The sequence below is a fragment of the Actinosynnema sp. CS-041913 genome (assembly GCF_050942485.1).
Lineage (GTDB): Bacteria > Actinomycetota > Actinomycetes > Mycobacteriales > Pseudonocardiaceae > Actinosynnema.
The window spans coordinates 4,503,287-4,517,482 of the sequence record NZ_CP192037.1; the positions used below are offsets into that span (position 1 = coordinate 4,503,287).

The 14,196-nt window shown below is 73.6% G+C and carries 16 protein-coding genes; 10 read left to right on the top strand and 6 right to left on the bottom strand.

Annotated elements, in window-relative coordinates:
- Positions 1-9 precede the first annotated feature (9 nt).
- From ACQPZF_RS20950 to ACQPZF_RS20965, 4 genes are all read left to right on the top strand, one after another.
- Positions 10-819 (top strand): DUF3097 domain-containing protein, encoded by an 810-nt coding sequence (locus tag ACQPZF_RS20950; RefSeq protein WP_433274151.1) that lies wholly within the window; start codon positions 10-12, stop codon positions 817-819.
- Between the two features lie 40 nt (positions 820-859).
- Entirely contained in the window at positions 860-1,285 is a 426-nt protein-coding gene (locus ACQPZF_RS20955; RefSeq protein ID WP_433274152.1) for an NfeD family protein, read from the top strand.
- 20 nt (positions 1,286-1,305) lie between these two features.
- Positions 1,306-2,505, top strand: coding sequence for an SPFH domain-containing protein (locus tag ACQPZF_RS20960; protein WP_433274154.1), 1,200 nt, complete (start codon positions 1,306-1,308; stop codon positions 2,503-2,505).
- A gap of 158 nt (positions 2,506-2,663) precedes the next feature.
- Positions 2,664-3,446 (top strand): hypothetical protein, encoded by a 783-nt coding sequence (locus tag ACQPZF_RS20965; RefSeq protein ID WP_433274156.1) that lies wholly within the window; start codon positions 2,664-2,666, stop codon positions 3,444-3,446.
- Positions 3,447-3,470: 24 nt separating this feature from the next.
- Here ACQPZF_RS20965 and ACQPZF_RS20970 read toward each other — a convergent pair whose 3' ends face one another.
- Positions 3,471-4,847, bottom strand: a complete 1,377-nt coding sequence (locus tag ACQPZF_RS20970; RefSeq protein ID WP_433274157.1) for an amidase — start codon at positions 4,845-4,847, stop codon at positions 3,471-3,473.
- Positions 4,848-4,882: 35 nt separating this feature from the next.
- Entirely contained in the window at positions 4,883-5,242 is a 360-nt protein-coding gene (locus tag ACQPZF_RS20975; protein WP_433274159.1) for a DUF1707 SHOCT-like domain-containing protein, read from the bottom strand.
- 100 nt (positions 5,243-5,342) lie between these two features.
- Here ACQPZF_RS20975 and ACQPZF_RS20980 point away from each other — a divergent pair, with 100 nt between their 5' ends.
- Entirely contained in the window at positions 5,343-6,215 is an 873-nt protein-coding gene (locus ACQPZF_RS20980; protein WP_433274161.1) for a pentapeptide repeat-containing protein, read from the top strand.
- A 147-nt stretch (positions 6,216-6,362) separates the two neighbouring features.
- On the opposite strand, the gene ACQPZF_RS20985 is transcribed toward ACQPZF_RS20980, so the two are convergent.
- Complete coding sequence (locus ACQPZF_RS20985) at positions 6,363-6,878, bottom strand: CGNR zinc finger domain-containing protein (RefSeq protein WP_433274163.1); 516 nt, start codon at positions 6,876-6,878, stop codon at positions 6,363-6,365.
- Positions 6,879-7,077: 199 nt separating this feature from the next.
- On the opposite strand from ACQPZF_RS20985, the gene ACQPZF_RS20990 reads away from it, so the two are divergent.
- The 3 genes from ACQPZF_RS20990 (at position 7,078) to ACQPZF_RS21000 (ending at position 9,429) form a co-directional block, all read left to right on the top strand.
- Complete coding sequence (locus tag ACQPZF_RS20990; protein ID WP_433274165.1) at positions 7,078-7,686, top strand: TetR/AcrR family transcriptional regulator; 609 nt, start codon at positions 7,078-7,080, stop codon at positions 7,684-7,686.
- 346 nt (positions 7,687-8,032) lie between these two features.
- Complete coding sequence (locus tag ACQPZF_RS20995; RefSeq protein ID WP_433274167.1) at positions 8,033-8,728, top strand: alpha/beta fold hydrolase; 696 nt, start codon at positions 8,033-8,035, stop codon at positions 8,726-8,728.
- Positions 8,713-9,429, top strand: a complete 717-nt coding sequence (locus tag ACQPZF_RS21000) for an SDR family oxidoreductase (RefSeq protein WP_433274169.1) — start codon at positions 8,713-8,715, stop codon at positions 9,427-9,429. The genes ACQPZF_RS20995 and ACQPZF_RS21000 overlap by 16 nt, the downstream gene beginning before the upstream one ends.
- 160 nt (positions 9,430-9,589) lie before the next feature.
- Here the strand turns inward: ACQPZF_RS21000 and rox are convergent, their stop codons facing one another.
- Positions 9,590-11,125, bottom strand: coding sequence for a rifampin monooxygenase (gene rox, locus ACQPZF_RS21005; protein WP_433274171.1), 1,536 nt, complete (start codon positions 11,123-11,125; stop codon positions 9,590-9,592).
- 214 nt (positions 11,126-11,339) lie between these two features.
- A complete protein-coding gene (gene map / locus ACQPZF_RS21010; RefSeq protein WP_433274172.1) occupies positions 11,340-12,128 on the bottom strand; it encodes a type I methionyl aminopeptidase in 789 nt (262 codons plus the stop codon).
- Positions 12,129-12,174: 46 nt separating this feature from the next.
- On the opposite strand from map, the gene ACQPZF_RS21015 reads away from it, so the two are divergent.
- Together ACQPZF_RS21015 and ACQPZF_RS21020 are read left to right on the top strand one after the other, a co-directional pair.
- Positions 12,175-12,438, top strand: a complete 264-nt coding sequence (locus ACQPZF_RS21015) for a helix-turn-helix domain-containing protein (RefSeq protein ID WP_433274174.1) — start codon at positions 12,175-12,177, stop codon at positions 12,436-12,438.
- 4 nt (positions 12,439-12,442) lie between these two features.
- Entirely contained in the window at positions 12,443-13,090 is a 648-nt protein-coding gene (locus ACQPZF_RS21020) for a class I SAM-dependent methyltransferase (protein ID WP_433274176.1), read from the top strand.
- On the opposite strand, the gene ACQPZF_RS21025 is transcribed toward ACQPZF_RS21020, so the two are convergent.
- On the bottom strand, positions 13,050-14,171 hold the full coding sequence (locus tag ACQPZF_RS21025) for an epoxide hydrolase family protein (protein ID WP_433274178.1): 1,122 nt from the start codon (positions 14,169-14,171) through the stop codon (positions 13,050-13,052). The two genes, ACQPZF_RS21020 and ACQPZF_RS21025, sit on opposite strands and share 41 nt — an antisense overlap.
- Between the last annotated feature and the right edge of the window lie 25 nt (positions 14,172-14,196).

The following is a 14,196-nucleotide window of genomic DNA, read 5'->3' on the forward strand; positions in this document are numbered from 1 at the left end:
TCGCCGGTCGTGCGATCACAGGACTACGGCCGGGACGTGACGGCGGGGCGCAGGCGGCGGAAGGTGCCGGAGGTGGCGGCCGAGCCCGGTCTGGTGGTGGAGGACCCGGCCTCGGGGTTCTGCGGCGCGGTGGTGCGGTTCGAGCAGGGCCGGGTGGTGCTGGAGGACCGGCACGGGCGGGAGCGGCTGTTCCCGCTGCGGCCGGCCGGGTTCCTGGTCGACGGCGCGCCGGTCACGCTGGTGCGGCCCGCGGCGACGGCGTCCGGTCCGACGCGGTCGGCGTCGGGTTCGGTGAAGGTCGAGGGGCTGCGGGCGCGCACGGCGCGGGACAGCCGGATCTGGGTGGAGGGCCTGCACGACGCCGAGCTGGTGGAACGGGTGTGGGGGCACGACCTGCGGGTCGAGGGCGTCGTGGTGGAGCCGTTGGACGGGGTGGACGAGCTGGCGGGCCGGATCGCGTCGTTCGGCACGGGGCCGGGGCGCCGGCTGGGGGTGCTGGTCGACCACCTGGTGGCGGGCAGCAAGGAGTCCCGGCTGGTGTCGGCGATCCGCGATGATCACGTTCTGGTGACGGGCCACCCCTACGTGGACGTGTGGCAGGCGGTGAAGCCGGCGTCGGTGGGCATCGCCGCGTGGCCGGTCGTGCCGCGCGGGGTGCCGTGGAAGGAAGGCGTCTGCGAGGCGCTGGGCTGGGGCGAGACCTACGAGGGGTGGCGGCGGGTGCTGGCCGGGGTGACGGGGTTCCGGGACCTGGAGACGCCGCTGATCGGCGCGGTGGAGCGGCTGATCGACTTCGTGACGGAACCCGGTCTCGGGTGAACCGGGGCTCCCCGGCCGCCGTTGATGCGAGGATGGGCCCGTGGCCGCGTTGATCTGGTTGATCCTCGGTGTCGTCCTGGTGGCGGCCGAGATCCTGTCCGGCGACTTCGTGCTGGTCATGCTCGGGCTCGCGGCGCTGGGCGCGGCGGGTGTGTCGGCGCTGGGCGCGGGCGACCTGGTCAGCGCGGCGGCGTTCGCGGCGGTGGCGCTGGGGTTGGTCGTGGGCGCGCGGCCCGCGTTGAAGCGGCGGCTCACGGCCGGGCACGGCCACAAGTCGGGCGTGGAGGCGCTGCTGGGCGCCACGGCGGTCGTGGTGTCCACTGTGGACGCGCACGACGGCCGGGTGCGGATCGGTGGCGAGGTGTGGTCGGCGAGGTCGCTGGACCACTCGGTCATCGAGCCCGGCACGGAAGTGACAGTTGTCGAGATCTCGGGCGCGACCGCCGTGGTGTTGTCCGGGTCCTGAGTGTCGAAGGGACGGAAGAGTTGACCACCACGCTGATCGTCGTCGCGGTCCTGGTGTTGTTCGTGCTGATCGTCGCGGTGAAGTCGGTGCTGGTGATCCCGCAGGCGACGGCCGCGGTGATCGAGCGCCTGGGCCGCTACCGCACGACGGCCGCACCGGGCCTGAACATCCTGGTGCCGTTCTTCGACCGGGTGCGGGCGCGCATCGACCTGCGCGAGCAGGTGGTGTCGTTCCCGCCGCAGCCGGTGATCACCCAGGACAACCTGACGGTGTCGATCGACACCGTCGTGTACTTCCAGGTGACCGACCCGCGTGCGGCGGTGTACGAGATCTCCAACTACATCGTGGGTGTGGAGCAGTTGGCGACCACGACGCTGCGCAACCTGGTGGGCGGGATGAGCCTGGAGGAGACGCTGACCTCCCGCGACCAGATCAACAACCAGCTCCGCGGGGTGCTGGACGAGGCGACCGGCCGGTGGGGCATCCGGGTGGCGCGGGTGGAGCTGAAGGCGATCGACCCGCCGCCGTCGATCCAGGACTCCATGGAGAAGCAGATGCGCGCGGACCGGGAGAAGCGCGCCATGATCCTGACCGCCGAGGGTCAGCGGGAGTCGGCGATCAAGACCGCCGAGGGCCAGAAGCAGGGGCAGATCCTGGCGGCGGAGGGCGCGAAGCAGGCGGCGATCCTCGCGGCCGAGGCGGAGCGGCAGTCGCGGATCCTGCGGGCGCAGGGTGAGCGGGCGGCCCGCTACCTGCAGGCGCAGGGCCAGGCGAAGGCCATCGAGAAGGTGTTCGGGGCGATCAAGGCGGGCAAGCCGACGCCGGAGGTGCTGGCCTACCAGTACCTGCAGACGCTGCCGCAAATGGCGCAGGGCGACGCGAACAAGGTGTGGATCGTCCCGTCGGACTACGGCAAGGCGCTGGAGGGGTTCGCGCGGATGCTCGGCGCGCCCGGTGACGACGGCGTGTTCCGGTACGAGCCGCCGGCGGACGAGCCCCGGACGTCGACGCCGGAGGAGGACGACGCCTCGGTGGCGGACTGGTTCGACACCGCGCCGGATCCGGCGGTGGCCGAGGCGGTGCGGGCCGCCGAGGCGGTGGCGCGCAAGGAGGTGCCGGGGCCGTTGGAGTCCACCCGGCAGGCGTTGGCGGCGGAGTCCCCGTCGTCGGCGCCGGGGCTGTCGGCCGGGGTGGAGCCGCCCCGGTCGTTGAACGAGTAGCGGGTTTCCGCGTTTTTCGGGGTTCATGCATTCCGGGCTCGGGTTTGGCGGGCGGTCGGCCGGTTTCGGTCGGCCGCCTGTTTTTTGCGGTTGTGGGGTGTCGCTGTGGGTCGTAGGGGTGCGGTTGGATGTGTCGGGTGGATCCGTTACCCGATCGAGTGAAATTGTGGCTGGATCGCTCCGATGTCTCGTGGGCGGAACGGTGGGACGGGTTGGCGTCCGCCGTGGCGGATCTGTCGCCGTTGGTGTTGGCCGGTCCCGGCGCCCGTCGGGTCGCCGAGGAGGTCGTGGAGTTGTTGGTCGCGGCGGTGTCGGCGGATCGGGCGCATCGGGCGGCGTTGGTCGGGTTGGTGGATCGGGTGCTGGACCTGCACGCGGTGGCGTGCGCGTCGGATCCGCCGTCGCCGGTCGGGTTGGCGGACTGGCTGCTGCACGTGCAGACGGGGTTCCCGGAGCCGCCGGAGGTGCGGTTGGCCCCGTACGCGGCGGCGTTGGGTGTCGAGGGGCTGGCCCGGTACCGGGAGGAGGCGGTGGCCCGGTTCGCGCGGGTGCCGGTGATCGGGTTCGGGCAGACCGGGCGGTACGACCTGGAGCGGTGGGCGTTGCTGCGGGTGATGGAGGAGTTGGCCGAGCACACCGGGGAGGTGGACCTCCAGGTGATGGTGATGGCCCGGGATCTGTCCTCGGGGTGGCATTACCTGCAGGTGGCCACGGTGTTGCGGGATGCCGGGCGGCCGGTGGAGGCGTTGTCGTGGGTGGCTCGCGGGGTGTGGGCCACCGGTGGGCGTGGGGCCGCCGGGCGGTTGGTGGATCTCGCGGTGGACGAGTGCCTGCGGTGGGGGTGGACGGGGCAGGTGGTGGAGTCGCGGCTGTCGCGGTGGTCGGTCGGGGCGGACGAGGCGCGGATGTTGGTGAAGGAGTTGGCGGCGCGCGGGATCTGAGGCTTCGGGTCGGGCGGCGATCGGCTAATCGGTGTAGGCGGGTGGGCGGCGGTCCGTCCAGGGGCGGGCTCGTTCCAGTTGGGCCGCTGTCGCCAGGACGGTGTTGTCGTCGTGGGGGGCGCCCACCAGTTGCACGGCGAGGGGTAGTCCTGTCCGGGTGTGGCCTGCCGGCACCGCCGCAGCGGGGTTGCCGGTGACGTTCCACAGGTGCAGGAACGTGGTCATGCGGGCCGCCGCCAGGAGGGCCGGGATGGTGGGGCGGCGTCGCCATTCGGCGATGCGCAGGGGTGGGCGGGTGAGGACCGGGGTCAGCAGCAGGTCGTGGTCGGTGAAGATCCTGTTGGCGTGGGCGGTGAGGGTTTCCGCGTGGTCGAGGGCCGCCCGGACGGCCGCTCTGGGGAGGTTGCGGCCGAGTTTCGCCACCTGGCGGGTGCGGTGGTCGAGGCGGTCGGGGTGGTCGACGGTGGCTTCGCTGGTCGCGGCGCAGTGGAGGTAGCGGGCCGCGAAGGCGGTCGAGCCGGTGAGGTCGTGCATCTCCGGGTCCAGGCGGGTGACGTCGTGGCCCAGGTCGGCCAGGAGGCCGGCGGTGTCGAGCACGGCGTCGCGGACTTCGGCGGTGACGGGGATGCCGGGGCCCCAGGGGCGCAGGGACACCGCGATGCGGAGGGGGCTCGGGTCCTCGGTGGCCGCGGTGGTGTGGTGGTGGCCGGGGGTCAGGACGTCGAGCAGCAGTGCCGCGTCCCGGACGTGGCGGGTGATGGGGCCCGCGGCGACCAGGCCGGTCCAGACTTCCCCGTCCAGGGGGACGTGGTCGCGGTGGGGTTTGAGGCCGAACAGCCCGGTGCACGCGGACGGGATGCGGATGGAGCCGGCCCCGTCGGTGCCGATCGCGGCGCCGGCCAGTCCGGCGGCCACGGCGGTGGCCGAGCCCCCGCTGGAGCCGCCGGGTGAGTGGTCGGGTGACCAGGGGTTCCTGGTGGCGCCCGCCCAGGTGCTCTCGGTGTAGGGCCACAGGCCGAGTTCGGGCATGCGGGTGCGGCCGATGATGATCGCGCCGGCGTCGCGGAGCAGGCGGACGATCGTGGCGTCGGCGGTGGCCGGGGTGTCGACGGCGGCGGTGCCGGTGGTGGTGGGCAGGCCGCGGAGGGCGAGGTCTTCCTTGACCGCGATCGGCACGCCGAGCAGGGGCGCGTCCTCGCCGCGGGCCCGGCGGGCGTCGGCGTGCGCGGCGTCGGCGCGGGCCTGGTCGGCGAACACGAGTCGGAACGCGTTGAGGGCGCGGTCGTGCCGGTCGATGCGGCGCAGGCAGGCCTCGATGAGTTCGCGGGAGGTGAGTTCGCCGGTGCGCAGCAGGTCGGCTTGCCGTGCGGCGCCCGCGAAGCACGCGTCGGTCAGGTCCATGGCCGAACACTAGGGCAGGAGCGGGCGGCGGGCGGTCAGGCCGGGCGGTGGCGTGCCCGGTGGCGCAGGACGAGGAACGCGACGAGCAGCAGGGGCCAGGGGAACGGGAGCGGTGAGGCGATCCAGGCCACGACGAGGAGGACGCCGAGGACGGGGAGCAGCGGGGGCCGCCGGCGGTGCGGCCGGGTCGCCGGGGTGGTGTCCGGTCGGGGGTGTGGCAGGTCGGCGGTGAGCGGTGCGAGGTCGGCCCGGTGGACGGCGGTGTAGGCGGCGGCGATGCGGTCCTCGGCTTCGGCGAGGGTGAGCCTGCCTTCGCCCACGGCGTCGCGCAGGCGGGTGACGACGTGTTCGCGTTCGGTGTCGGAGGCCCGCACCGCGGGGTCGGAGGTGGTCATGTCCTCGATACTCCGCGCGGTGGCGGGTTGCGGCGTCCGTCGGGAGGCGGTGACGTGGAGTACGTCCGCCGACGTAGCGGGGGAGGGCATGATCGGTGTCATGCCGACGTGGGTCATGTGGTTGGCGGTCGCGCTCGTGGTCGTGGCGGTGGTGTCGCGGCACCTGCGGCGGTCGCGGGCGGAGACGTTGCTGGACGAGCACGCCCGTCGCCGCACGGGCGGTGCGCCGACGCCGGTGTCGGTGTGGCGGGAGGCGAACCGGCTGTTCCGGGCGGGCGAGCGCGAGGGGCTGCTGTTGCTGGCGGCGATCGGCCGTGAGTTGCCGCGGCGTCGGCAGGACGTGGTGGACACGTGGTTGGCGGCGTTGCGGGGCGGGGTGAGCCGGGGGCTTGACTCGCCGTGGCGGACGGCGGTGCAGCGGGAGCTGGTGTCGCACCTGCGGCCGGGTGACGATTTCTGGCCGGGGATGGACGTGCCCGCGGCGGGGGCGATCCTGGTGGACGTCGACCTGTCGGGGTGCCGGGTGGGGCGGGTGGACTTCACCGGGGCGGTGTTCGTGGGCGACGCGCGGTTCTCGGCGATGACGGTGACCGGGGAGGCGTCGTTCGACGGGGCGCGGTTCCTGCGGCACGCGGTGTTCACCGACGCGTTGTTCGCGCGGTCGGTGTCGTCGCTGTCGGCGGTGTTCACCGGGAACCTGGCGTTCTCGGGGGTGCAGGTGGCGGGCGAGGCGCGGTTGCGGGCGGCGAAGGTGTCGGGGCGGGCAGATCTGCGGCGCGCGGAGTTCGGCGGGCCTGCGGATTTCGCGGAGGTGTTCTTCGGCGGGCGGGCGTTGTTCGGCGAGGTGGTGTTCCACCACGACGCGGTGTTCTCGCGGGCGTGGTTCCGGGGGCGGACGGACGTGGGGTCGGCGTTGATCGGCGAGGCGGCGGAGTTCGACGGGGTCCGGTTCGGCCGTCGGGTGATGCGCTGAGCGGTGGTGCGTCGGGGATCGTGGCCTTGCGTCACGCCTGTCCGGCCGGCCGTTCGCGTCGAGTCTGCTCGATGTGCAGGTTGGTCGGCGTCGCGCACGACGAGCGGTCCGGTGGTCGGTGGCATCGCGTGCTCCTTCGCGTGGGTGTCAGGCGGGGTGGCGTTCGCGGTGGCGGGCGACCTGGAGGCGGTTGGCGCAGCGGGTGGTGCAGTAGCGGCGGCGGCCGTTGCGGGAGGTGTCGATGTAGACGGTGCCGCAGCCGGGGCGGGCGCAGCGGCCGAGGCGGTCGGGGGCTTCGCAGAAGACGTGGGCGAGGCCCGCGGCGGTGAACGCGCGGACCCGGTCGGCGGTGGGTGCGGTGGCCGGGGCGAAGTGCAGGTGGGGTGGGCGGCCGTCGTGGGTGGAGAGGTAGGGCCTGGCGGCGGTTTCGGCGAGCAGGGTGTTGAGGTGCCCGACGCGGTCGGTGGTGGCGGCGAAGACGGGTTCGAGGCGGCGGGCCCAGGCTTTGAGGCCGTCGGCTTCGTGGGTGGTGAGGGCGCCGACGGGTCGGTAGCCCTGGTCGTGCAGCAGGGTGAGCAGGTCGTCGGCGGTGCTGTCGGGGTGGGCGTTGACCAGTGCGGCGGCGAGTTGGGCGGCGGCCCCGCCGTAAGGGTTGAAATGCACTGAAGCATGACATCACGCTGGGTGGCGTGACGACGAGATGCCCTTGCTGTGGTTGGCCCTGCTCCGAGCACGCCTATCCGGTGTCCGCGCACGGTCGGGTGGCATACGTGCGCTGTGTGTGCGGGGTGTGGCTGGTGTTGGACGCGGGGCGGGTGGTGGCGACGGCGGGCGGTCCAAGATCGGCTAGGGTTCCGTCTCCGTGACGACCCGCCGTGAGCTGCTGTGCGACACCGTGATCTCCGTGCTGGCCGCCGAGGGTGGTCGGGGGTTGACGCACCGCGCGGTGGATCGGGCGGCGGGGGTGCCGGAGGGGACGACGAAGAACTACTTCCCGTCACGGGAGGCGTTGGTGCAGGCGGCGGCCGGGCGGATGACGCAGTTGCACGGTGAGGCGGTGGCCCGGTTGTCGGCCACGACGCCGGCGGACATCTCGCCGGTGGAGGTGGCGGAGCTGTACCCGGCGTTGCTGCGGCGTGCGGTGGCCGATGATCCGACGCAGTTGCTGGCGATGGTGGAGCTGTACCTGGAGGCGGTGCGGCGGCCGGGGGTGCGGGAGGCGTTGGGGCGGATGGTGGTGTCCAACGCGGAGGCGGGTTCGGGGTTGCACCGGGCGGCGGGGTTGCCCTCGTCGGTCCGGGACGCCGGGTTGCTGGACGCGTACTTCCTGGGTGTGGCGGTGTCGTTGTTGGCGTTGCCGGCGGACGCGTTGCGTGCGGTGGGGTTGGACGATCCGTATGCGTTGGGGTTGGGGTTGTTCCGGGCCGCGGTGCCCGCGGGGCGTGCGGACGGCCAATGCCAGGCGGGGTAGGAGCCGGCTGTCCCGGTCGCACAGGGTGACGGCCTCGTCGGGCGGCAGCAGGCCGATGAGGGCCACGCCCGCTTCGAAGCGGGGGTACTCCTTGGTGGGCACGGCGATGAGGTCGCGGAGCCAGTCGTGGAGTTCGGCGCGTCCGGTGTCGGTGAGCCGGTAGACGGTGCGTTCGGGGCGGTTGCCCTCGCGGGTGGCGCCGGCGGCGTCCACGAGGCCGTGTGCGCAGCGTGTCGACCACGGTGTACAGGGAGCCGTAGCTGAGTCTGACGCTGCTTTCCTGGTGGCGTTCGCGCAGGGTGGACGCCGGGTACGAGTACAGCGGGTGGGACGTAGGTTGCGGTGCATGACGATCAGGGGAACGGCGGCGGGTGTGCCGTACGTGGCGTCCCCGCCGCGGGCGGGGCGTCGGCTGGTGCTGGTGTGGCACCTCATGGGCGAGCCGGGGTCGCCGGAGGCGATGGCGGAGGCGCTGCCGTTGGACGGGGTGGACGCGTGGCGGGTGTACCTGGCGTTGCCGCCGTGGCGTGAGGGCGGTGACGGGCTGGTCGACGCGTACGCGCCGATGGTGTCCGGGGCGGTGGAGCGGGTGCCGTCGGTGGTGGCGGAGCTGCGCGGGTCGTTGTCGTGCGACGACGGCCCGGTGGACGTGGTGGGCGGTTCGGCGGGTGGGCACGTGGCGTTGTTGACGGCGGTGTCGGGTGCGGTCGCGGTGCGGCGGGTGGCGGTGGTGAACCCGGCGGTGACGGCGCAGGCGGTGGTGGAGGCGTCGCTGGGGGTGCACCTGGACTCCTACGAGTGGACGCCGGAGGCGCTGGCGGCGGCGGGCCCGTTGGACGTGGTCGCGCGGGCGCGGGCGCTGACCGTGCCGCTGCTGGTGGTGCGCGGGGAGCACGAGTACCCGGCGTTCCGGGCGGCGCAGGCCGTGCTGCACGCGGCGGTGCCGGGGTCGCGGCTGGTGGACGTGCCGGGGTTGCCGCACATGCTGGTGTCGTCGCTGGACGTGGTGGAGGCGGAGGTGACGGCGTGGCTGAACGACTGACCGTGGTGACGGGTGGCAGTCGGGGCATCGGGGCGGCGACCGTGCGGAGGCTGGCGGCCGACGGTCACCGGGTGGTGATCGGGTACCGGGCGGCGGCGGAGGAGGCCGCGGCGTTGGCGGCCGAGGTGGGCGGGCTGGCGGTGCGGGCGGAGGTGTCGTCGGAGGCCGACGTGGACGGGTTGTTCGCGGCGGCGGCGTCGTGGGGGCAGGTGACGGGGGTGGTGGTCAACGCCGGGATCACCAGTCCGGTGGGTCCGCTGGCGGCGACGGAGGTGTCGGACCTGCGGCGGGTGGTGGAGGTGAACGTGCTGGGGGCGTTGCTGTGCGCGCGGCGGGCGGCGCGGGACCTGGTGGCGGGCGGGTCGATCGTGTCGGTGTCGTCGGCGGCGGCGACGCTGGGCAGTCCGGGCGAGTACGTGCACTACGCGGCGAGCAAGGCGGCGGTGGACGCGATGACGGTGGGTCTGGCGAAGGAGTTGGGGCCGCGCGGGATCCGGGTGAACGCGGTGGCGGCGGGCACCGTGCACACCGCGATCCACGAGCTGTCGGGCGTGCCGGACCGGCCCCGGCGGGTGGCGTCGGCGATCCCGCTGGGGCGGGCGGGGCAGCCGGAGGAGATCGCGGCGGCGATCGCGTGGCTGCTCGGCGACGAGGCGTCGTTCACGACGGGCGCGGTGCTGCGGGTGGCCGGCGGCCTGTAGGCGGACCTCCTTCGGACCCGACCGGCTCAGACCCGACCGACTCGGCTCGGACCGGCTCCGACCGGCTCGGACCTGGTCGCCTGCGGACCGGGCTGTCACCGTGGTGACCGGGACGGCGGGGATTCGCGTCGTCCCGGTCACCACGGTGGCTCGGGTGGATTCAGTCGGCGGGTTGGCCGAACCAGCGGGAGAGGTGGTCGTCCAGGTCCTGCTGGTCGTCGCCGATCCAGGCGACGTGGCCGTCGGGGCGGAGCAGGACGCACGGGACGTCCAGGTCCGCGGTGGGGTCCGCGAGGTGGTCGACCCGGTCGGACCAGCCGCCGACGGTGAGGCGTCCGGTGCGGTCCAGCAGCAGGCCCCGGCCGCGGTGCAGCAGGTCGTAGAGGCGGCCGGGTGCCACGTCGATGTCGCGCAGGCGGCGGCCGAGCAGGTCGGGGCCCGCGCCGAAGTCGTAGCGGATGCCGATCGCGGTGATCTTCTCGATCAGGTGGCGGTTCACCTCCTCGAAGTCCATCAGTTCGGTGAGCAGCCTGCGCACGGCCTGCGGGCCCGGTTCGGCGGACGACAGCTCCTGTTGGGCGCGGGTGTTGTCCAGCACGTCCTCGGCGACCGGGTGGCGTTCGGCCTGGTAGGTGTCCAGCAGTGTGTCCGGCGCCCGGCCGCGGATCTGCGCGGCCAGTTTCCAGCCGAGGTTGATTGCGTCCTGGACGCCCAGGTTGAGGCCCTGTCCGCCGAGGGGTGGGTGGATGTGTGCCGCGTCGCCGGCCAGCAGCACCCGCCCGACCCGGTACCGCTCGGCCAGCCGGGTGGCATCGCCGAAGCGGGACAGCCAGCGCGGGGAGTGCACGCCGAAATCGGTTCCGGCGACGGCGCGCAGTTGCTGCCGGAAATCCTGGAGGGTGGGCGGTTCCGCGCGATCGCCGACTCCCGCGGCGGGCACCACGACGCGATAGCGCCGGTCGCCGAAGTGCGTGAGGCTGACCCGCTTGTCGGTCTCGTGCATCCCGGCGGCGATCTCCTCCGGCGGCACACCCACTTCCATCTCGCCCATCAGGGTCTCGGTCCGCGAGGGTTCGCCGGGGAAGCCGACGCCGAGCAGTTTGCGCACCGTGCTGCGCCCGCCGTCACAGCCGACGAGGTAGCGGGTACGCAGCCGTTCGCCGTCGGACAGCTCGACGGTCACGCCGTCGTCGTCCTGCTCGACACCGGCCACCGCGCGACCGCGGCGGACCTGCGCGCCCAGTCGGATCGCGTGTTGTTCGAGCAGGTCGACGATGACCGGTTGCGGGATGCCCAGCAGGTAGGCGTGCGCGGAGTCCAGGCCCTCGGGCGCGGGTTTGGCGATGGCGGCGAAGAATCCGGCGGCCGGGCGCCGCCTTCCGCGTTCGAGGATGCGGTCCAGCAGTCCGCGCATGGCCATCAGCTCGATGCTGCGGATGTGCAGGCCGACGATGCGGACGAACGACACGGGCTCGGTGTCCTTCTCCAGGACGAGCACCCGCACGTCGTGCAGCCGCAGTTCGGCGGCCAGCATCGCGCCGGTCGGCCCGCACCCGGCGATGATCACGTCGAACGCGGGGGCCGCGTGATCGGCGTCGGGTGCGGGGGACCGGTGTCCGGGGACGTCGCCCGCGGTGGAGTCGCGCCCGACCGTGTCGTTCGGCGACGGCTCGGGGGTGACCTGCGGAGAGTGCATCAGGCGTTGCCTTTCGGGAGGGCCTTGGTGTCGAGGCGCTCCCGGCGACGCCTACGTCGACCGCCCGGCCGTGACGGGACGGGTGAGCACCCACATCGATACGGCGTCCATGGGTCTCACCTCCTCGGTCGGTGTCACGGTCGACGGCAAGCTACAAGCCCCGGCACCACCCCGTCCAACCCTTTCCGGCCGGTGTCGCCGACGGTGTCCGCGGTCAGGACACGGCGGCGGCGAGGCGTGGCGCGGTGAGGACGCGGGGGCCGTCGTCGGTGATCGCGATGGTGTGCTCGGCGTGGGCCGCGCGGCTGCCGTCGACGGTGTGCAGGGTCCAGCCGTCGGCGGCCTCGCGGTAGGCGTCGCGGCCACCGGCGTGGAACATGGGTTCGATGGCCAGCGCCAGGCCGGGGCGCAGGACGAGGCCGCGGCCGGGGGTTCCCCGGTTGGGGACGCCGGGGGACTCGTGCATGGCGCGGCCGATGCCGTGGCCGCCGAAGTCGGCGGGCATCCCGTACCCGGCGGCGCGGGCGACGCGGCCGATGGCGGAGGAGATGTCGCCGAGTCGGTTGCCGGGGACGGCGGCGGCGATGCCGGCGGCCAGGGCGCGTTCGGTGGCCTCGATCAGGGTGAGGTCGGCGGGGTCGGCGCGGCCGACGACGAAGCTGACGGCGGAGTCGCCGTGCCAGCCGTCGACGTGCGCGCCGCAGTCGATGCTGACCAGGTCGCCGTCGCGCAGCCGGTAGTCCGTGGGGATGCCGTGCACGATGGCGTCGTTGACCGAGGCGCAGATGTAGCCGGGGAACGGGGTGGGCGCGAAGGAGGGGCGGTAGCCCAGGAACGACGAGCCCGCGCCGGCGCCGCGGATGACGTCGGCGGCGATCTCGTCCAGTTCCAGCAGCGACACCCCGATGCGGGCCCGCGACCGGACGGCGGCCAGCGCGTCGGCCACGACCAGGCCCGCGACCCGCATCGCGGCCAGTTCGTCGGGGGATTTCAGCTCGATCACCACAGGCTCCTAACCGTGATAGTAATACCGGTATTACTATCACAGCATGGTGCGACCCCCGCTCACCCAGTCCGACCGCGACCGCGGCGAACGCCTCGGCGAGACGCTGCGCCGGGCCCGCGGCGACCGCAGCATGGCGCACGTCGCCACCGCCGCCGGCATCTCGGTGGAGACGCTGCGCAAGATCGAGCGCGGTCGCATCCCCACCCCGGCGTTCTTCACCGTCGCCGCCCTCGCCGACGCGGTCGGCCTCTCGCTCGACGCGCTGTGCCGCGACCTGGAGGAACCCCGCCGGGCCGGCGCCGCCTGACCCGGTGGAGGACTTCGTCCGCCGCCACACCACGCCCGCGCCGGTCCCGCTCGTGCCGGAGATCGTGCTGCACACCGCCACCGACGTGACGGCGCTGTGGGAGACCACCGGCCACCCCGAACCACCGTTCTGGGGCTTCCCGTGGGCCGGCGGCCAGGCCCTGGCCCGCCACCTGCTCGACCACCCCGACACCACCGCCGGGAAACGGGTGCTCGACCTCGCCTCGGGCTCCGGCCTGGTCGCGATCGCCGCCGCCACCACCGGCGCGCGCCACGTCACCGCCAACGACATCGACCCGCTCGCCGGCGCGGCGATCGCCCTCAACGCCCACGCCAACCACGTCACGCTCGACATCGCGGTCGCCGACCTGCTCGACACCGACCCCGAAGTCGACGTCGTGCTGGCCGGCGACGTGTGCTACGACCGCGACCTCACCGCCCGCGTCCTGCCGTTCCTGCGCCGCGCCCACACCCGCGGCGCCCTCGTCCTGGTCGGCGACCCGCAACGCGGCCACCTGCCACGCGACGGGTTCGAGCGGGTCGCCACCCACCGGGTTCCCGTGCCGGTCGACCTGGAGGGCGCCGAGGCCCGCACCACCCTGGTGTGGCGGGCTACCGGACCTTCGCCACGAACTCCAGCAGATCCGCGCTGAACAGGTCCGGCGCGTCCACCCCCGGGTAGTGCCCGCCCCGGTCGAACTCCGACCAGTGCACGATGTCGAGGTGGTCGCGCCGCGCGAACCGCCGGATGGACTGGAAGTCGTTGCGGAACACCGCCACCCCCGTCGGCGCGGTCGTCGGGCCCTCCGCCGGCGCGGCGTGCGCGTTCTCCCAGTAGAACCGCGCCGACGACGCGGCGGTGCCGGTCACCCAGAACAGCGTCGCCACGGTCAGCACGAACTCCGGCGTCATCGCCGCCGCCACGTCCTCCGGCATGTCCGCGCTCCACAGTAGCTGCAACACCCACGCCAACTGGCCCACCGGCGAGTCGGTCAACGCGTACGACAACTGCTGAGGCCGCGTCGACTGGAGCTTGTCGTAGCCCGACATCTCCTCCCAGAACCGCCCGAGCACACCCAGCCTGCGCTGCTCCTCCTCGGTCAGGTCGGCCATCTCCGCCGGGTCGCCGGACGGGAACGAGAACGCCTGCGTCACGTACACCCCGGCCACGTGCCCCGGATCCACCCGGCCGATCTCCGGCGACAGCAGCGACCCGCCGTCGTTGCCCGCCGCCACGTACCGGTCATAGCCCAGCCGCCGCATCAGCTCCGCCCACGCCCGCGCCGTGCGCCGCAGGTCCCACCCCGACTCGCGGGTCGGGCCGGAGAACGCGAACCCCGGCAGCGACGGGATCACCAGGTGCACCCCGGCCCTGGTCAGCGGCTCGACCACGGGCAGCCACTCCACGAACGTGCCGGGCCAGCCGTGCGTGAGCAGCACCGGGAACGCGTCCGGCACGTCGGACCTGATGTGCAGGAAGTGCACGTCCTGCCCGTCGATCGCGGTGGTGAACTGCGGGAACCCGTTGAGCCGCCGCTCCACGGCCCGCCAGTCGAAACCCTCCCGCCACTGCCGCGCCAGCTCCTTCACCACCGGCGTCGGCGTGCCCTGCGACCAGCCGACGTCCGGCAACTGGTCGGGCCAGCGCGCCGCGTCCAGCCGGGCGTTCAGGTCGTCCAGCTCGGACTGCGGCACGGCGACGCGGAAGGGGCGGATCTCACTGCTGTTCGTCATGAACGCCACGCTAAGGACCCTTGCG